The sequence below is a fragment of the Nostoc sp. genome (assembly GCF_036917775.1).
Taxonomy (GTDB): Bacteria; Cyanobacteriota; Cyanobacteriia; order Cyanobacteriales; family Nostocaceae; genus Nostoc.
This window is the reverse complement of the sequence record NZ_JBALEQ010000113.1, coordinates 118,672-138,850: the sequence shown is the minus strand read 5'-3', so window position 1 is coordinate 138,850 and position 20,179 is coordinate 118,672. Positions and strand designations below refer to the sequence as shown.

Here is a 20,179-nt window from a genome sequence, read left to right as displayed (position 1 = left end):
TTTCTCAAATAAGGTGTTACATCATGAAACGTCGATATTTAGCTAGTGCATTAAGCGTCATCGCTTTATTCACCAGTACTACATTGAATAGTGCCAATGCTGTTACATTTACCCCACCAATCAACAATGGCGCTCCCAACCAAGCAACCGGAGGAGCTTCCCGTGGTAATTTCTTTATCCCTGCTTCTAGCAAAAGCGCTCCCAGCCAAGCAACTGGAGGAGCTTCCCGTGGTAGTCTGTTTACACCCAGTGCCGGCAAAAGCGCTCCCAGACAAGCAACTGGAGGGGCTTCCCGTGGTAGTCTGTTTACACCCAGTGTCGGCAAAAGCGCTCCCAGGCAAGCAACTGGAGGAGCTTCCAGAGGCGACCTCTTTACACCTAGTGCCGGCAAAAGCGCTCCCAGACAAGCAACCGGAGGAGCTTCTAGAGGCGAACTCTTTACACCTAGCGCAGAGAAAAATGCTCCTCAGCAGGCAAGTGGAGGAGCTTCTCGGGTTGGTACTTACTACTTAAATCCTTCAACTTTAGGTGCAGCAGGCCCAGCAGCCCTAATTGCACTCATACCCCAAAACTTCTATGGCACAACAGTGTCTGAACGTCCCACAATTCTAGTATATCTTCCTGCTTCTAATGCAGAAGAAGCTGTGTTCAGCCTGAAGGATGAAGCTGGCAATACACAGTATCAAATGACCATTCCCGTTGCTCTCAAAGCTGGGGTAGTTGCTGTCAAATTACCAGCCGAAGCACCCGCTTTAGCAGTTGGAAAAAACTACCATTGGTTTCTAGCTGTCAAAGTTGATGGACAGCTCGGCCCAAATACGCCTTATGTCGATGGTTGGATTCAGCGCATCAAGCCTAATGCTGAACTGACAACAGCAATGGAGCAAAAAGATACTCTGAAGCGGGCGACGGCTTTTGGTAAACATGGTGTTTGGTATGACTGCGTGGAAACACTTGCAGCCCTACATAGCACTCAACCGAGCAATGTAACTCTTAACAAGCAATGGGAAGAACTACTCTCCTCAGTTAGCTTGAAGGAGATTGTCACAGCTCCGTTATTAGTATCTACGAAGTAATTTTAGGTATGGGGCATCGGGTAAAACAGTGCTGTTAGGGGTAGCGGGGCGTTTAGCTCGTGAGTAGTGAAGAGTTAGAAGTTACGAATTCTCCCCCTGCTCCCCTGCTCTCCTGCTCCCCCTGCTCCCTGCTTGCTGCTCCCTCTCCTTGCTCCCTACTCCCTAATCCCCAGTCACCATGTGGCGTAGATTCCAAACCTTTATCCAACATACTCGTAGTGTTTTGATTATTACTCCCACTGTTGCCCTGACTGTCATTGTCGGGCAATCGTTGGGATTTTTCAATTTGCCTGAATGGAAAATTCGTGATGAATGGGTTCGTCAGCGATCACAGGAGACGATAGCGGATGAGATTGTGGTTGTCACAATCGATGAACGCGATATTCAATCGGTGCGTAAATGGCCAATTCCAGATTTGGCATTAGCAAAATTACTAGAAAAGATTCGGGCGCAGCAACCCAGAGCCATCGGACTGGATCTCTATCGAGATTTACCAGAGGGAAGCGGACATGAAGAACTTGTAAAAATCTTTCGTAGCACTCCTAATTTAATCGGTGTTGAGAAAATCACCGGGGAGCGCGTCAATCCGGCACCTGAGTTGAAAAAACTTAATCAAGTAGGGTTAGCAGATTTGGTGTTGGATGGCGATCGCTTTGTCCGCCGCGCCCTCCTGACGGCAGTTGATGCCAAAGAGCAAAACACGCTCAAAGCTGGGCTAGCAACTCTTGTAGCGCTCAAGTACCTAGAAGCTGACAAAATTACCTTAGAAAGCATTGACCCGAAGCAGCAAAAGTTTCAGTTGGGTAAAGCAATTTACCTACCACTAGACAATCAAGAAGCAGGCTACTCTGATGCTGATTTAGGCGGCTATCAAATTCTGCTCAATTGGCATGGTTCAGAAGCGGCATTTCGGACAGTTTCCATGCGCGATGTCTTAGCAGGGAGAATTCCAGCCAACCTAATGCGCGATCGGATGGTGTTTATTGGATCAGCCGCCGCTAGTACCAATGACTTCTTTAATACACCCTTCAGTTCCTCCTGGATCTCTGCCCAAAAAACCATGCCTGGGGTTGTTGTCCATGCCAATATTGCCCATCAACTGGTGCAAGGGGCAAAAACAGGGAAGACAAACCTGTACGGCTTTTCTGGCGGGGCTGTGTCGCTCTGGATTATTTTTTGGTCTGCGATCGGCTCTACTGGTAGTTGGTTCTTATCCAGTCGCAGGATGCGGATTCCTGGTGGCAAAATTCTCTGGGCAAGTATAGGCATCTGTGGCATATTTGTGGTAGGTGGCTATGGGATGTTTTTACATGGCATTCTGATTCCAGTCACACCTGCTTTAGCCGCATTCATCAGCAGTGTAATTGCAACAACAAATGCCTATAAACAGAGGCGGTTAGAAGAAGCAAATCAGCAACTAGAAATTGCCAATGCTCAACTATTAGATTATTCCAAAACTCTGGAGTTCAAAGTTGAAGAGCGAACTCATGAACTGCTTGAGGCCAAGCAAGCTGCTGATGCTGCTAACGAAGCAAAGAGCGAGTTTTTGGCAAATATGAGCCACGAACTACGCACACCGCTTAATGGCATCCTTGGTTTTGCTCAGGTGCTAGAAGTATCACCAAACATGACAGAGAAAAATCTGGAAGGTGTCAGCATAATCTACCAATGTGGGACACACCTGCTGATGCTAATCAATGATATTCTCGACCTTTCAAAAATTGAAGCTCGTAAATTAGAATTGGTTACGACTAATGTACATCTGCACACTTTTTTACATGGTGTCTCCGAGATTTGCAGTATCCGAGCAAAACAGAAAGGCATTTCATTTAATATTTTAATCAGCGATCGCCTACCAGTTGCCATTGAAGTGGATGAAAAGCGACTAAGGCAAGTTTTGATCAACTTACTAGGTAATGCTATCAAATTCACAGACACCGGTAGCGTCACCTTCAAAGTAGATGTCATCAGTCATGAGTCATTCGTCATTGATCAAGAGTTGAAACCAATGACAAATGACAATGGACAAATGACACATCAGAAGATTCGCTTCCAGATTGAAGATACAGGCATTGGGATGTCACCAGACCAATTAGAGAAAATCTTTTTGGCTTTTGAGCAAGTAGGTGAAGCAGGGCGGAAATCTGAAGGTACTGGCTTGGGATTAGCAATCAGTCAAAGAATTGCAGCATTGATGGGCAGCCAAATTCAAGTACAGAGTCATCTGGGTGAAGGTAGTCTCTTTTGGCTAGATTTATTGGTACCAGTACCAGTCTCCCATGACTGGCAAATAGAAGCGATATCTACGACGAGCGTAGCAGCAGCCCTAACCCATCAAAAAATCACCGGAATTCGGGGTACTGCACCTCAAATTCTCATTGTTGATGATGATACTAACCATTGTTCTATGTTGATCAGTTTGCTCCAAGAAATTGGCTGTCGAACCTTAGAAGCAAGCGATGGCAAATATGCACTACAGATGGTAACTGAACATCACCCAGATGTGATTCTCCTTGATTTAGCTATGCCTAACATGGATGGCTTTGAGCTAATGGTTCATTTACAAGAAAATCCACAAACTCGTTTTATTCCAATTATTGTTTCTAGTGCCAGCGTCTTCGAGGAAAATCGGCAACGAAGTTTTCAGGCAGGGGCCACAGCATTCTTGCCGAAACCTCTGCAAATTGATGAACTATTTAATGCACTGAAATCGCTGCTAAAAGTAGAGTGGATTTACGATCAATCCACACTTCAAAAGTCATTTTACCAGTCTGAACAGAAAGCTGATGCTGAATTGGTTCTGCCATCACCGGATGTTTTGCAACAACTTTATCATCTGGCAATGATGGGAGATATTCCAGCAATTGAGGAAATCATAAAAGAGTTAACTAAGCAAGATAGTCAGCTAACTCCTTTCGCACATGAGTTGAGCAAATTTACTGCCAACTTCCAAACCGGAAAAATCCGTAAGTTTCTTAAATCTTTTGTAACAACAGAGTCACGTCAATGATGATCGAATCTCTCTTAAAACCAATGCATATCCTTTTGGTAGATGACAATCCCAACAATCTTAAAGTGCTATCAGAAGCGATTCAGGGATGTGGTTGGAAAACACTTATGGCAACCGATGGAGAATCCGCCATTGAACAAACAGAATATTCTGCTCCCGATCTCATTCTCCTAGATATCATGATGCCGGGTATTGATGGATTTGAAACTTGCCGCAGGTTGAAAGCCAATTCCATCACTCAGAATATTCCGATCATTTTTATGACTGCCTTGGCCGATGCCACAGACAAAGTGAAAGGACTAGAAATTGGTGCAGTTGATTATATTACCAAACCCTTCCAGCAAGAAGAAGTTATTGCTCGATTAAAATTACATTTGAAAATTTCCTATCTTACCCGTACCCTCGAACAAAGAGTGCAAGAACGCACCGCAGAATTAACCCAATCTCTCCAACAGTTACAAAACACCCAACTACAACTAATCCAGAGTGAGAAAATGTCCACCCTTGGACAACTTATTGCAGGGATAGGTCATGAGATTAATAACCCGATTGGTTTTATTAGTGGAAATTGCTCTCATATTGAGGAATATGTCAAGGATCTTCTGCGTTTGGTGGATCTCCAACAGCAAAAGTTACCACATCCAGACCCAGAAATTGAAGAACTTGTTGAAGAAATTGACTTAGAGTATCTAGTTGAAGATTTACCAAAAATTTTGGGTTCAATGGAGCAGGGAATTGGTCGTCTCAAGGATATCAGCCTTTCTTTAAGAACCTTTGCTCGATCTGATATCTCATCTATGGTGGAGTTTCAAATTCACGAGGGAATTGATAGTACCTTAATGCTATTAAAACATCGACTCAAAGACCAAGGAGATCGCTCTGTAATCGAGGTTGTTAAACAATATGGTGAGTTACCTCCAATCACTTGCTATCCCGGACAACTGAATCAGGTATTTATGAATATTATCGCCAATGCCATTGATGCCTTTGATGACCTCTATCAAAACCGCTCAGTTGAGGAAATAGCTGCTGCTAGCCCTCACACTATCACGATCACTACATCAATCCAGCATGAGCAACAAACCGTGACAATTTGCATCGAAGATAACGCTCTTGGTATGCCTCCTGAAGTGCAAGCGAGAGTTTTTGAGCCATCTTTTACAACAAAGCCTGTGGGAAAAGGAACTGGGCTAGGATTAGCTATTAGCTACCAAATTATTATGGATAAACACAATGGACAAATCAACTGCTCGTCAACTTCTGGTCAGGGAACGAAGTTTATTATTACTCTAGCAACTTCAGTAGACCGAAAGAAAATTTCTGCGATCGCTTTAGGCTAGTATTCTGAGTATCATCTTGACTTTAAGACTCAATAACATTGGCAAAAAGACAAAGACTAAAAATTTTTTAATATGGCAGATGTGTAAATGCTTAATAGCTGATAATAAGAACTTTAGTTCTTGGCTTTCAAGTACTAAAGCCCTTACTAAAAAACACAAATCAAATTTTTAAATCGCGTAGTGCTAAACGAATTTGCTCCAAGCGCCTACGGTTTACACCAAAATCTGAGTCTCCAAGACGCGATGCGGAACGCAGATGAATTACTGACTCATTAGCAGGGAAATAAAACTCGACATCATCCACAAATTGAAATATCCGACTCTTAGAAAGAGCATGGATGTAATTATCTGTCTGTTGGATAACCTCTGTACGTGGAATCACACTAAGAACTTTGAGTAAAGTTGCTCGTGCTGTCTTGAGGTCTACATGATAGACGATCGGGTCAATGCTATGTTTGGAATCAGCATTTTGACTGACAGCACAGTTCGGAGAAGGCGGACAGGGAGCAAGATGGATATTGTCAACTCCCAAGCCAGAAGTGGTAGCCCAAGTAGCAGCAGGAAGCATGAAAGTGCTAGTCAGGCTGAAGAATATTACAAAGATAATACTCCACAGAAGTCGTTGTATGTACCTCATTTCCCCATTCACGGAGCGTTCCGTAGGAAAGGGGTATGTTTTTAGCAGACGGAACATGATCTATTTACTCCTTGTTAAGAAACATAAATATACCTGAAACACTCACCAATGACAAACAATAAATCACCAATGGACTTCACAAGTTCCTCAAACTCTTTATATGTAACTGAAAGCACAGCGCATTCCAGAAGCTAAAAACTAATTCTGATAACAATTCTGTATGAAGATACGCTAAACCATATTTAAGTACAGGACAGAAGAAAGAGAAACGAACCGCAAAGGACGCAAAGGACACAAAGAAAGAAAGAAAGAAAGAAAGAAAGAAAGAAAGAAAGAAAGAAAGAAAGAAAGAAAGAAAGAAGTAAAAAGGGTTTGGTGCAGTATTACAAAGAAATGGTATGAGGACTTACGCAAGTTTCATTTTTTCGCCGAAATCGCCCAAAGTCAAAAATCCAAAAAGCTTGACTTTTGACCCTTGATGCGAAGATATGTAGCATAGCGAAGCGATCGCCTGTGTAGATTTTCTTAAACCTCTATTTTCAGCAATTTTTTAACTTGATTTAATTAGTTTTAAAACAACACATCGATAAAAGTTATCTTGTAACATTCAACATTCATTCTTCTGTAATTTCCATTTCAAAATGCAAATCTACCGAGCGCGATAATGCCTAATGGTAGGATAACAGAAGCATGAAATTGTGAATACAAAAGTCCTCATTTCTCCTCAAGAACTCACGTCCATATTAGCAGAAAAAGCATCACGGGCTGTCATTATCGATACACGGTCTCCCGAAGATTATGCTATTTCTCATATTCCTCAATCCATAAATATTAGAGATTTTTTCACCTATCTTTTAGAAAGTTCCTACCCAGCAGGATTAAAGGAATTACAAGAGTATTTTGCAGAAATTATGAGCAAGCTGGGAATATCGGGTGCGGAACGGTTAATTGTCTATGAGGACACTTTAAATAAAGGTTATGGTCAATCTTGTCGAGCAGCTTTTTTACTGAAGTATTTGGGTTGCGCTGAGGTATCTATTTTACACGGAGGATATAGAGCATGGCTAACAGAGGGATTACCTACTACCGATGAAGTACCATTATCTGAAAGTAGCATATTTAGATTGCATCCCAACACTGAGATTATGGTAACTACCGCCGAGATGTTGCAAGCAATTGATAATCCAGCAATTATTAAATTAGATGTGCGCGATCGCAACGAATGGCTTGGACTGAGTTCTTCTCCCTATAATCCTGACTTTTGCCCTCGCAAAGGTCGAATCCCTAATGCTGTATGGTTAGAATGGCATCATCTGATGAATTCCGAATCGGAAATCCCCATGTTCCGATCGCCTGATGAAATCCGAGAAATTTGTCAATCAGTAAGTATTACTTCGGAGTCAATTGTGTATATTTACTGCTTTAAAGGTTCAAGGGCTGCTAATACATTAATAGCTCTTGAACAAGTAGGAATTTCTGCTAGAAATTATTTTGGCTCTTGGAATGAATGGTCTCGTGATTTTTCCCTACCCATTGATAGCAGAGTCATCAACGTTTAGGCATCGCAGGCTCGGTTTCTTGCTGTAACATATTTGACGTTGGGTTTTTGAGACGCGATAAATCGCCGTCTCTACAAGTGTTTTGGTCTTATCTGAACTGTATTGCTTTATAACTCGGAATCTGTTTTGGGAAAAGGTTACTGGATTTGGGTTAAAGGTTTTTTCTATCCCCAAAACCCCAGAAGTATTACCTGGTTGGAAAAAAGCATGAACTGCGATCGCTAGTAGAGCAATTATACTTAACCCAATTGTAGGAAGTATTTTGGTGGGCAATTGTGCCAATCTAGCAAATAACTTTTCTTTGGATAGACTTATGGCTAAAAAATCTCAACCAAATGTAGAACAATACCAAGATGTCAGATTATCTGCCACTACAAGAATTTGGGTAATTACAGTCGCCATTCTCGGAGTTTGCGTCCCACTCTCAGCCGTTACTAGAAGTGGTGCTATTCTTCCTTTAGTTGCTATTGGTGGTGCAGCAGTTGGTACAGTTGCTGTTTGGCGTTCTGATGAGCAAAAATCAAAAACTAACTATTTGCAGCAGCAGCAAATAGAGCTATTAGAGCGGAGATTAGCGAATTTAGAAACAATTGTTAGCAGTGATGACTTGAACTTGCAAATGAAAATTAAACAGATTGAGGCAAGAGATACTTTTGGTGACTCGTCTGATGTAAGTACTATACCCAGACAACCAAAACGCAAAGGTTAAAATTAGCTAATCTTCACCATTTATGCCAATTTCAGATGATATACCCGAAAATAATCGTTACTAAGTCATTTTAGCAGGGGTATTTGTTGACTTAACGTTGCCACAACCTTTAAAATGCTTCTCACATTAAACTTTCCTTTGCAGCTAGAAGTGTTTCCTTAGAAACAGTATCTTGTTGTCCATCTCCGTTAGAATTGACTGACATCATTTAATTCTATATACTTCAACTGCATCAGTTCATGAAATGTCTAAGTGCTATCCATCTCTATTTTTCCCGGAAACATCTGCCAATGGCTGTGTTTTATTAGACTGTTAACATTACTGAATTTTTAATTAACTAAGGTTATAAACTTGAGTAATTGCATTGGTATAGCTTACCGTAGGTATGCAATAGTTTGCCGCAGGAATGCAGATGGATTGGATTAGCTTACTTAAATTTCAACAAGCTGACTTCCTTCAACGTGTGAAGAAACCTAAAACTTATGACTTATCTTTATTGGAAAGTCAAGTCAAGGGTTGTCACACTGAAATGATGGCTTTTTGGGGCGAACCATTGGCCAGACTCCAAGAATTTTCTCGCCAACAAGCAGAAGTTCTTGCCAAAAATCCACCGCCTACGCCACCTGAATATCCTGAGCCTCCCGACTGGACAATACCTTTTCCCAAATACTTCCAGCGCCAAGCGGAAGATTATCTTTTACGGGAAAAAATCGTTGACCTGGTGATAGCTGAACGTTTGGGGAAGTTGGTAAAAAAGGTATCACAAGATACTTTGCAAAATATGATTTTAGATGATGAGGGAAATTTGTGTGGCGAAAGCAAATTTTCTTATGTACTAAAAGATAATCCTCAGCTAAGTGTTCAAGTTTATGTTGCTGATGGAGAAAGTTTTAATGGTATTAAGAAAGACAAAATTAAATGGTCGGTTACTCAAGAAGATTTAAAAAATCACCAAGTATTAATTTTTCTCTGTTTGTTTTATCCATCAACAGGTCAGTTAGGATACGAAAGACAGAGTATAATTACAGGATTTTTACCTGCAAATCAAATTGAACTTACTGAACCAAAACTGTATATAAGTCCGAGTAACTTGTTGTATGCCGGTGGTCTGAGTTGGTATTTAGAATCACTTATTGGCAAAAAAGACACGTCGCCAGTAATTAATGAGAAAGCGATCGCAGATACAATACAGACTCTACCATCAGAGCATTGCCTTAAGGGTATAGTTGGTGACTGGGAATGCTGGCAAACTTTACAAGGGCACAATAGAGGTATTAATTGCCTAGCTTTTAGTTTTGCGTGTAAGAATGGTAAAGCCTTACCCATATTGGCAAGTGGTAGTCGTGGAGAAACGAAACTCTGGGATTTAAGCAAGGGTGAATTAATAGATACATTATCAGAGTATCCTTGGGTGATACCTGGGCTAGTGGATGAAGTGAATTCCCTGGCTTTTAGTTCAGATGGACAGACTTTAGTGAGTTGCGGTGCTGATTCTACAATTAAACTTTGGCACGTGGGTGCTTTAGACTTGATAGATATTTTGCATAAACATAATGGGGTAGTGCGGTGTGCTGCCTTTACTCCAGATGGCAGAATGTTAGCTACAGGCGGAGATGATAGAAAAATTTTGTTTTGGGATTTGATGCATCGTCAAGTAGCGATCGCACTTTCTTTAGATGATACAGCAGCTCATTCTCTGGTTTTGAGCCGAGACGGGGAAACTATAGTTACAGGTAGCTACCGTAAAATCAAAGTCTGGCGAACTTCACCCCAGACGGGGATCAAAAGTTTAAAGGATGCACAACCTCTGCATACCCTCATGGGTCATTCTCACATCGTTCGTTCGTTAGCAATCAGTGCAGATGCTACTCTGCTCGTGAGTGGTAGCTGGGATCAAACAATAAAAATTTGGCAATTGGAAACTGGAGAATTACTTCATACACTTAAAGGACATAGAGATAGAGTATATGCGATCGCCTTAAGTCCCGATGGACAAATTATCGCTAGCGGTAGTGCTGATAAAACCATCAAATTATGGCATCTACAAACTGGGGAGTTACTGGGTACGTTTACAGGTCATGGAAATATAGTCACAGCATTAGCTTTCACAGCTTCCGGCGAGATGTTGGTTAGTGGGAGTTTGGATAAGACAATTAAAATTTGGCAACGGAGTTAAAAATTTAGAGTTAGGCAAAATAGGTAGCGCGGGTGCTGTTGTTACTGGGTCAGGGACACCTTGACGAATTTCAAGTTGCAATCGAGTAGTTGCATTATCAAAAATTGTAAAAAAATATCTCAGGCAAAAAGATTTAAATTAACCTCAGAGGGTGACAACCTACCTATAAAGGTTACTGCATAAGGGATAGGGCATAGAAACCACGCTGAAAATAGATCCGTTTATGGGGTTTGAGCGCAATCAGACTTAAGACCCGATCTGCCCATAATTCCATCCCATAACACCATCGTTGTCCGTAGAGTCCAAAGCTAAAGTCACTCTGCCGTGGGGTCTGGTCTTTGTGTTCTTGGATACGTCCAGCATAGATATCTATGCTTAATTTTTTCATCTGTTGCCCCTGCATTGTCGCCAAACTATAAGCCAGCGCAATCAACAAGACTAAGGGTAAAAAACGGGTTTCATTGACCAAGGTGTCTTCCAAGTTATAGCCTCTTGTTTTACAATCCTTAAACATTTGTTTAAGCAACTAAGTTTTAATTGGAATGAAAATTGTAAATTCTGTTTCCTTGTCCGGTAGGGAATTGACGGTGATATTGCCACCATGTTTTTTAATAATAGAATAGCTGACAAATAATCCTAAGCCTGTACCGCGGCCTACAGGTTTAGTAGTAAAAAATGGTTCAAATATCCGTTCTTGAATATGAACTGGAATAAAACTGCCAGTATTAGCGATCGCAATGCGTATTTGTTGATGATCGATCGCTTCAGTACGAATCCGTATTTGTGGCTGTTCTGTATCCTCAGCATATTCTCGAATCGCATCAATGGCATTGTTCAGAATATGTAAAAATACTTGATTAAGCTGGGCAGGATAGCAGGTGATAGTTGGGAGATTACCATATTCTTTAATGACTTGTATCTCCGGCTGATGTTTGCCAACTTGTAAGCGATTTTGCAAAATTAATAGTGTACTTTCAATCCCACTATGTAAATCTACAGCTTTAATCGGTGCTTCATCTAAGCGAGAAAAGTTACGTAAACTCAAGACAATTTTGCTAATGCGATCGCTCCCCGTTTTAATTGATTGTAAAATTTTCATCGCATCCTGACAGAGAAAATCTACCTCGATTTCTTCACGTTTGGCTTGAATTTTAGAATTAGGTTGAGCAGATTCCTCTTGATAAAGTGTCAATAAACTCATTAAATCGACGATGTAATTTTCTAAATAATTGAGATTACCATTAATAAAACTAATGGGATTGTTAATTTCATGAGCAACTCCTGCCACCAGTTGACCAAGGGATGACATTTTTTCAGTATGAATTAATTGTGACTGGGTTTTTTGCAGATGTTGCAAGGCTTGTTCTAAATCTTGGGCTTTTTGGTTGAGTGCCTGAGTTTTCTGCTCTACTTCTGCTTCCAGGTTTTGAGAATAGTTAGCAACTTGCTGATACAATCGAGCATTTTCCAAAGAAATGGCGGCTTGAGTACAAAGAAAGTTGAGAATAAGAATGCGATCGCTAGTAAACACCCCACTGGTAGAGCGATTCTTCAAATACAAAATTCCAATCAAATTTCCTTGATGGAGAATCGGCAAGCATAAAATACTCTGAGGTTGCTTCTGGGTTAAATATTCATCGATCACCGGCAGATCCGTTTTGAGACGATCAATCACTACCATTTCTTGGGTGTTTTTGACATACTGAATTAGCTTCACTGGTATACTGAGATTCCCCTCCAGTGGTTCTGAGTAAAGTTGAGTTGTTTCGGATGTGGCAATGGCTTGCAGATACCACTTGCCATTGCTATTGGGGAGGATTAAAGCACAGCGATCGCCACCAGAGTTTTGCAGAATAATTTGAGTTAGTTGGCGCAGCAGTTCGTCAAGATGAATCGTACTGGAAAGACTTTGAGATGCTTTGAGGACGGTGGCAAAATCTAAAGATGTATTGAGACACTTACTAACAAGATAGGTGGCTTTTCTAGAAGCAGGAACTGAGATATTAGAAGTGGCAACTCTTGCCAATGTTTCTAGTGGACTCCAGTTTTGCGTGACTTGCTCTAAAATTGGGCGCAGTAAATCGGGGTAGCGGCCTTCTAAATCGTCGGTTTTGGCTTTAGCACCCCAACGAGCGTAACAATAATAAGCTGACTGCATATAACTTGCGGCAACTTTTTCTTTACCCCAGTTCAGGTAGAATTTAGCGGCCAGCTCATTGCTGAGTGCTTCTTCTTGGAGGTAGCTGTTGTCTTTTGCTCTATTTATGGCGCGATCGTATAGTTCAATGGCAGTAGAAAAATCATATTGCAGCCGACAAATCTCTGCCTCCACCAGCAAAAATCGATGCAAAAAGTTTTCTGGACAATGGTTTGCCCAATTATTCATTTTCTGGCGGTTACTCTGCAATTTTTTGAGATATTCACTCTGCTCCGATGTGGAAGACTGAGAATATAAAGCTGTTATAGATAGTGAATAATAAAAATTATGTGCTGAGACAAAAAATTTGCCGGTGCTAGCTCCTAAATGTGGTTCTGTAGCCAAGGCATGGGAGAGAGAACGTTCATAGTCACCCAACAAATAAGCCAGCATTGCCTGAGCTGTATGAGCATAGTTGATGGTGTTAAAGTTTTTGTCCTGATATAGTTGGGGCAACTTGACTGTAATATCAAAATATTCACCTTGCAGAAAAGCAGGATTATCTACAGATTCAGTCAGGTTATGAACTACCTGCATCCAAATATGCAATTGGTGAATCACTTGTTCTTGTTTCAACCCCATCACTGACTGAATGTATTTCTCGTATTCAGTTTGAATGTCTTTGAGATTCTGTCCCGATAAAATTGCACAAAAGTAGGCATTGATCAGGCAGTAAGCAGAACTTTCAGCATCTCCATTTTGGGCAAAGCTTTGATAACCTAAAATCAGAGGTTGGAGAGAATCGCGCACAGGTTTGTAAAAATGGCGCGATAAGCCGTAGATGACGTTATATGTCACAGCTCGGTATTCTAGATCAGGCTGCTGCTGTTCTAAAGCGATCGCTAATTCTCCAAATTGTTTACCGATCTCAATATCCCCGACAACTGCGTTAATTAATACACTAAAAATCCCAAAGGCAAAGGGAGTTAAAGGCGAACGACCATATTTCAATGTCACATCCACCAGTCGGCACACCAGCAACCCCAATATCTCTGGTACAGCAAAATATGCAGGAAAGCAACAGCAGCGCAGAATTTTCATCGCTGCTAGTTTCTCAGCATTTTGCATAGGCGGGAGTTCAGCTAGATTTTCAAAGCCTACCTGCTGAATCAACTCGGTAGTTGTCTGAAGTGCATCTAGAAAATCTTGAGTATTAGGATTGGCTGGAAATTTTTCACCGAGATGGTTTAAGGTTTGCACCGCTAACGTTACTGCTTCGTAAAACTGAGATTGATTATGATAGTAAAAAATCAGGAGTTCGTAAATCTTCACTCGATCCTGAATCTTAGTGACAACTGTCAGAATGTGGTCACACAAAGCTTTCATCGTCTCAAAATCAGTTTTCAAACAAGCTGATTCCGCCGCACCCACATATAAATCTAGGGCGAGGGTGTATTGACTCTGCCAACAATCTGACCTCAACAGATGAATTCCCAAATCGAAGTAAGTATATGCTGACTCATAAGCCGTAGCCAGTTTCGCTCGCTTACCTGCCACTAAATTTAACTCAGCCAGTTCTTGGCGTTTGCTGGGCTGGGTAATTAGTTCAACACCGTAATTCAATTGGTTGACAATATCAAAGATTTTTTCTTCTAGCTCTACTTTGGTAGTGTAGCTGAGTAGCAATTCGCCAATTGTGCAATGAGTCTGGCGCTTCTGATCTGCTGGAATTAAAGAGTAGGCAGCTTGTTGGACGCGATCGTGCAGAAAGCGATAGGTAACATTCTCGATGTCGTCAGTATTGGCTTCTTGCTCATGGCTCAGATAAAATTTATACATCTGATTTTGGGGCAGAATCAGTCCTGACTGCAAAGCTTTCCACAAAGCTGTCGCCGCCTCTGCTGGTGATTGTTCGGAAACAATAGCCAAAGTATCCAAATCAAAATGGTTGCCGATGCAAGCAGCTAACTTGAGGACATTTTGCGTTTCTCTAGGCAATTTCTGCAACTGTTGGGCGATAAATTCTACAACATCATCGGTAAGAGATTGGGTGTTGATTTGAGCAAGATCGCATTCCCAATAACCGCGATCGCTATTAAACGTAATTTGCCCATCTTCGTGTAATGCTTTGAGAAATTGAGTGATAAAAAAAGGATTACCTTGTGTCTTACGAAAGATTAATTCTGTCAAAGACTGTGCAGACTCATTGCCACAATGTAATGTATCAGCAATCAACTGATTGGTATCATTCAAAGAAAGAGGGGCAAGGGTAATTGTATTGACAGTCTTGCCAACTTTTTTCAGTTCCTCTACTGTCAACATCAAGGGGTGTACAGGCGACACTTCATTATCTCGATAAGCCCCTAACAACAGTAGATAGCTGTTATCCTCCATCAGCAGTTTAATCAACTGGAGGGAAGCCAAATCTGCCCACTGTAAGTCATCCAAAAATATCACCAGTGGATGTTCTAATCTAGTAAAGACGGCAATAAACTTTTGAAACAATAAGTTAAACCGATTTTGGGCCGCAGTTGCTGACAGTTCTGGCGCAGGAGGTTGTTTGCCAATTACCCGTTCTAGTTCGGGAATCACCTCAATGAGAACTTGTCCATTTTCTCCCACAACTTCAAGAATCTGGCTTCGCCACTGTGCCAATTGTGCGTCAGATTCTGACAACAATTGCCCCATTAAATTGCACAAAGCCTGCACAAAAGCTGAGAAGGGAACATTGCGATTGAATTGGTCAAACTTACCTTTGATAAAGTATCCTTGCTGACGGGTAATCGGCTTGTGGACTTGATTCACAACAGCTGTTTTCCCAATTCCCGAAAATCCTGCCACCAGCATCATTTCCGATGTGCCATTGACGACACGCTCAAAAGCTTGCAACAAGGTAGCAACTTCTGATTCTCGTCCATAGAGTTTTTCGGGAATTAAAAAGCGATCGCAAATATCCCTCTGAGCAATTTCAAAATTTTCAACTCTACCAATTTCTTGGAACTGGGCAAGACATTTTTCTAAATCTGATTTTAATCCCAAGGCACTTTGATATCTATCTTCAGCGTTTTTCGCCATCAACTTGATGACAATATCTGCAAGTACCTGCGGAATTTCTTTCCCTTCGGCTCCGCTCAGGGTGAACCTGTTGTCTAATACAATAGGCGTTTTCGCCAGATGACAATGCACCAACTCCATCGGATCGCTACTGTCAAATGGCAATTCTCCTGTTAATAATTCATAAAATGTGACACCAAGGGAATAAAAATCGCTGCGGTAGTCTATTCCTCGATTCATCCTGCCAGTTTGTTCTGGAGAGATATAAGCCAGAGTTCCTTCTAAAACATTTGGGCTTTTAATTTCTTGGTTTTCTTTAGGCAGTAATGAAGCGATACTAAAATCAATCAGTTGAATTTGTTTTGTTTGTGGGTTAATCAGGATATTTGCAGGTTTTATGTCTTTATGAATTACCCGATTTTGGTGCAAATCATGGATAACCTTGGTTAATTGAATGGCGATTGATAAAAATTCAACTAGAGAAAGGGTATTACTTTGAATGTATTCGTTTAAGGAGATTCCCCCAATATCTTCCATTACCAAAATATAACTATTGCCATAGTTTTCTATCGATGAAATATTAATAATTCCAGCGATATTGAGATGTTTGCTAATAGTATATTGATTCCGAAACTGTAGTAACTCGTTGAAGCTAGGATATTCTGAAATCAGACATTTGATTACCACAGGGAATTGATCTTGCTCTCTTATAGCTCGATATACTATAGTTCTGGAACCTGTATACAGTTGAGAACTAATTTTATATCCAGGAATGATTGAGTTAAAAATTTGAGTAGCCATTTATGTATGTATTATGATACCTTGTTGCCTAAATCAAGCCAGAATCGGTAAAGTGATAATAAATCCAATTCTTTAGTCAATTAGCTTTACTTGCTTAGGATAAGGATTTTTCAGTAGTTTAATAACCACTGGTAAAGAGTGAGTTTCTCGATATCCTCGATAAACTATAGTCCGAGAACTATTGTAAAGTTCTTCGCTCACTTCATAACCGGGAATACTGACTTGCGTGCTAAACATACTATGTTTATCCTTTTATATTTCTTTATTACTTTTCTAATATCAATCATTTAAGTTTTAAGTACATTGGTAAAATCAATGATATTTTCATTAAGAAAATATGAAGAACTCTCTAGAGTTTTAGCTGACGATAAAAGTTAACCTGTATTAGCAAATATCAAGCCTAGTTGTTTTATAAATATGAATTATTAGGCAGATTTAAAAAATATAAAACTATTTAATTTATGATTTTAATTTCTCATGCTCTTGCGTCCAATCAAGCTATGTGTAGACTCCTAGAATTTGGGGCTAATAAAAGATTCTTGAAAAGAATTAAACATTAATTTGACAATATTTTATAAGATTAACCTTGAATATAAAAAAATCCCATTAGGAAAATCCTTAAATAAATTAAGGATTTTCCTGATTATCCTGACCTCTTAAACTTGATGGTGCAGAAAAAAGTGGACATTTGGTTGGCTCAATCGATTTCGGTGTTTGAGTAAAGATTATAAGTTTTATACAGAGCTAAGTGAAGCAATGATTTTTGGCTTATTGATTCGTTCGATGATAAAACGAATGGCAGCTTAAGATTTTGTTTACGAATTAGCTTTTAGTGCGACATAAATGTTAATACATTTAGTCATGCTTTTGTCATAGTTTTGCAATAACTTTGTCAATACAATGTGTGATGCTATAGCTCTGGCTTCGGAAATAGTCTTAGACTAAACCCACACACCAGAATCTACAGAGGAAAATCTACTTAAGGCACAGTCCCTTATTAAGATGACTCTTCAAATAGAAATTGCAAAATCTCATACAGTTGGAAGAAACAAGAAGATGAATTGGAAAGTAATTTCTTTGCTCCCTGCTTTGATTCTAGCTACTGCTGTGCCTGCTTACTCTTTAACTAATAATAAAAGCCAAAGTTCAGCTCCTGCTAACCACGTTGCCCAAAGTACTCAGCAAGGCAACACCATGAAAAAACCTAATGCTGTACCAAAGGTTAATGCCAAGCACAAGTCCAATAATGTGGCAAAGCGTAGTACTGGTACTGTACTAACAGTAGGCAGCAGGGGAGAGACAGTGAAAACTGTTCAGAATTCTTTAAAGCAACAAGGATTCTATACAGCAAGTGTGAATGGTGTGTTTGATAACAAGACTCGGACAGCTGTGATCAAATTTCAGAAGTCTAAAGGATTAAGAGCAGACGGAATAATTGGACATCGGACTTTAGCAGCTCTGAAATAAAACAGTTTAGGGACTTGCGTGAAAATAAAGTACTAGTAAACCGAGTTTCGACTGCGCTCAACTCTCAATGGCTGAGGGTTGAGCGCAGTCGAAACCCGTCTGGTTAAGATACTATTAACCCGCAGATCCCTTATTAATATCCTCATTGCTGAAATGCCTGAAAGATAAAAGGCTAGAATTTATTTCCTAGCTTTAAAAGAGTACACCAACTTATTTTATCTGCGTAAGTTGGGGAGCCACTACGCCCTTGCGGTTTCCCAACTTGTATACCTACGGGGAAGCAAGCTACGCTTTTAGCGTTCCCGCAGGGTAGCAAGCAGCGTTTGAGGAATGAAAGGAATCCCACATTTATGGGACTTTGTTGGGTTGCACCTTGCTTAACCCAAGCCTATTGATCTGTAATATGTGTTTCAGCGTCCAAAAAGCAAAGCATCAAGTGAATAAGTACCAGAGCCTAAAACTGCGTGTACTTTTGTAAAATCTTCCAGTGGTCGGTAGGCCCAATACCCAGTCATTGCTCCCAGTAATATGAGCAATAATACTAACCATAATTCATGTCTTCATCTCTGGATATGCCTATAGTCGACAAATTGCTGCAATTGTTCGACGAGATTCATACTTGTTAGTTATCTATTTTTCTCCATCCTCTACAAATCATTATTATTTTTCTGTCGTTGAAGGATTTTGAACCAGGTTTTCCATAAAAATAACCGAAAAACCCTGAAAAGATTGTATTGTTATTATTCATTGCATCAACATCGTCTCTATGAAAAATCTGTTGCCATTGTTATTGAGTGTTATTTTATTAAGTAGCACATCAGGTTGTAATAAAACTAATACCCAGACTGACAACACTTCTAATAACAATAAAACTGCGCTCCCTGAAGGCACATCTAGTCAACCAAATAATCAACAAATATCTGTACCTGCTGGAACAAGTTTTGAGACTGTTCTTCAACAAGAGATATCTACGAGTAAAAGCCAAAATAATGACCGCTTTGTTTTAGAAATCAAGAATTCCTCAACCGGAGTCAATAAAGTTCTTCAAGAAGGTCAAATACAGGGACACCTGGAAGATGTAGTCAAAGCTGCTAAAGGAAAAAAAGCAAGTTTACATTTAGTTTTTGATGATATTTCGCTTAAAAATGGTTCATCTTATCCTATTGATGCAACTTTAGTAAACACCAAGTTAGAAACAAAAACCAAAGGTAAATTTATTCAAAATACAGGGATTATTTTAGGTGGTACAATTGCAGGTCATTTTCTTGGTAATCAAGCCAAGTTCAAGCATGGTGGGCTAGCAGGTGGTGCAGCTGCGGCTGCTTTTGTTTTGTCTAGCCCTGGTGGAGAAGTTGCCCTTAAAAAAGGTACAAATATTAAACTTCAATTGAAATCTGCTATTGGTACTACTCAATAGACCATCAGCTATGGCACACTTGATAACTTGAAACTCTTGCGATGACTGGGTAGAGGAGTATAGAATCGAATGGCACTAAGAAAAGCTGAAACCTCGTCAGGGCAGGGTGTGGGAGGTGTGGGAGGACGGGGAAGAAGTCTTACCCCCCCACACTCAAAAAGCAAGTTATATCAGAGCTTTGCGATTAACTTAGTGCAATTCGGGTATAGAATCCATTTGATATCTTTTTTCTAGCTAGCAGCTAGTCTTGTTCATGAGTTTCCCCCGATAAATTCTGAGTGCAATCTTCAGTAGCTATTGGGCCAAAGTGCGTAGGCGTAGCCCGCCGTAGGCATCGCTATTGCTTGAGATTGAATTACCGATTTTCCCCAACTGACTGATAATTCGCTTAACGCACTACCAAATAATACTGTGCTGAATCCCCTTATAAGTGGAACCTCCTACCTGCTTCAAAAATAGGCTCTTAGCTAATTTGGGAATTCTTAGTATTTAACCAAAAAATTGAATTAGTTATTATTTTTGATAAACAATACATTAGTTAATTGTTGAATTTACTGTGTATAAAACAGAATTTGTCAGTCAGATGAGCGTTATAAATTCATCCAACTTACAAGTAAGTAATCATTAAGTAATATTACTTATAATCCTCATAAGTTCTTCACATTTATGCCTTATTTTCAAGTATATAAACAGATAAACTAGCTAGAGAAATCTAAATTCATTGAAGAAGAATCTCGAATCAATCTTTTGATAGCGGGATGGAATCCCGCACTCATCTAGAATTTATTACTGAAAC

General features: G+C 40.2%; 12 protein-coding genes and 2 pseudogenes. 9 read left to right on the top strand and 5 right to left on the bottom strand.

Annotation, left to right across the window (positions count from 1 at the left end):
- Positions 1–23: 23 nt before the first annotated feature.
- From V7K69_RS23230 to V7K69_RS23220, 3 genes are all read left to right on the top strand, one after another.
- The gene (locus tag V7K69_RS23230) at positions 24–1,076 is read left to right on the top strand and encodes a DUF928 domain-containing protein (protein WP_335038671.1); all 1,053 of its coding nucleotides are present in this window, start codon (positions 24–26) and stop codon (positions 1,074–1,076) included.
- Positions 1,077–1,254: 178 nt separating this feature from the next.
- Complete coding sequence (locus V7K69_RS23225; protein WP_335038669.1) at positions 1,255–4,086, top strand: CHASE2 domain-containing protein; 2,832 nt, start codon at positions 1,255–1,257, stop codon at positions 4,084–4,086.
- Positions 4,083–5,426 (top strand): hybrid sensor histidine kinase/response regulator, encoded by a 1,344-nt coding sequence (locus V7K69_RS23220; protein ID WP_335038667.1) that lies wholly within the window; start codon positions 4,083–4,085, stop codon positions 5,424–5,426. Before V7K69_RS23225 ends, V7K69_RS23220 begins: the two co-directional genes overlap by 4 nt.
- 160 nt (positions 5,427–5,586) lie before the next feature.
- On the opposite strand, the gene V7K69_RS23215 is transcribed toward V7K69_RS23220, so the two are convergent.
- Positions 5,587–6,063: a DUF1499 domain-containing protein gene (locus V7K69_RS23215; RefSeq protein ID WP_335038665.1), complete on the bottom strand. Its 477-nt coding sequence runs from the start codon at positions 6,061–6,063 to the stop codon at positions 5,587–5,589.
- A 698-nt stretch (positions 6,064–6,761) separates the two neighbouring features.
- On the opposite strand from V7K69_RS23215, the gene V7K69_RS23210 reads away from it, so the two are divergent.
- Positions 6,762–7,622, top strand: a complete 861-nt coding sequence (locus V7K69_RS23210) for a sulfurtransferase (protein ID WP_335038663.1) — start codon at positions 6,762–6,764, stop codon at positions 7,620–7,622.
- Here V7K69_RS23210 and V7K69_RS23205 read toward each other — a convergent pair.
- Complete coding sequence (locus V7K69_RS23205; RefSeq protein ID WP_335038661.1) at positions 7,590–7,895, bottom strand: hypothetical protein; 306 nt, start codon at positions 7,893–7,895, stop codon at positions 7,590–7,592. The two genes, V7K69_RS23210 and V7K69_RS23205, sit on opposite strands and share 33 nt — an antisense overlap.
- 40 nt (positions 7,896–7,935) lie before the next feature.
- Between V7K69_RS23205 and V7K69_RS23200 the strand changes: the two genes are divergently transcribed.
- Both V7K69_RS23200 and V7K69_RS23195 read left to right on the top strand, forming a co-directional pair.
- On the top strand, positions 7,936–8,331 hold the full coding sequence (locus V7K69_RS23200) for a hypothetical protein (RefSeq protein ID WP_012407328.1): 396 nt from the start codon (positions 7,936–7,938) through the stop codon (positions 8,329–8,331).
- A gap of 406 nt (positions 8,332–8,737) precedes the next feature.
- Positions 8,738–10,507, top strand: coding sequence for a WD40 repeat domain-containing protein (locus tag V7K69_RS23195; RefSeq protein WP_335038658.1), 1,770 nt, complete (start codon positions 8,738–8,740; stop codon positions 10,505–10,507).
- 172 nt (positions 10,508–10,679) lie between these two features.
- Here V7K69_RS23195 and V7K69_RS23190 read toward each other — a convergent pair.
- The 3 genes and pseudogenes from V7K69_RS23190 to V7K69_RS23180 all read right to left on the bottom strand — a co-directional run.
- Positions 10,680–11,030 (bottom strand): annotated as a pseudogene (locus tag V7K69_RS23190) (IS4 family transposase); the annotation flags it as partial.
- 3 nt (positions 11,031–11,033) lie between these two features.
- Positions 11,034–16,499 carry a trifunctional serine/threonine-protein kinase/ATP-binding protein/sensor histidine kinase gene (locus V7K69_RS23185; protein ID WP_335038656.1) on the bottom strand — a complete coding sequence of 1,822 codons (5,466 nt, stop codon included), beginning with the start codon at positions 16,497–16,499 and terminating at the stop codon, positions 11,034–11,036.
- Between the two features lie 72 nt (positions 16,500–16,571).
- Positions 16,572–16,736 (bottom strand): hypothetical protein, encoded by a 165-nt coding sequence (locus tag V7K69_RS23180; RefSeq protein ID WP_335038654.1) that lies wholly within the window; start codon positions 16,734–16,736, stop codon positions 16,572–16,574.
- A 447-nt stretch (positions 16,737–17,183) separates the two neighbouring features.
- On the opposite strand from V7K69_RS23180, the pseudogene V7K69_RS23175 reads away from it, so the two are divergent.
- From V7K69_RS23175 to V7K69_RS23165, 3 genes and pseudogenes are all read left to right on the top strand, one after another.
- Positions 17,184–17,306: pseudogene (locus V7K69_RS23175) on the top strand (IS5/IS1182 family transposase); the annotation flags it as partial.
- A 249-nt stretch (positions 17,307–17,555) separates the two neighbouring features.
- Positions 17,556–17,966 (top strand): peptidoglycan-binding domain-containing protein, encoded by a 411-nt coding sequence (locus V7K69_RS23170; RefSeq protein WP_335038652.1) that lies wholly within the window; start codon positions 17,556–17,558, stop codon positions 17,964–17,966.
- A 766-nt stretch (positions 17,967–18,732) separates the two neighbouring features.
- Positions 18,733–19,383: a hypothetical protein gene (locus V7K69_RS23165; RefSeq protein ID WP_335038650.1), complete on the top strand. Its 651-nt coding sequence runs from the start codon at positions 18,733–18,735 to the stop codon at positions 19,381–19,383.
- Positions 19,384–20,179: the final 796 nt, after the last annotated feature.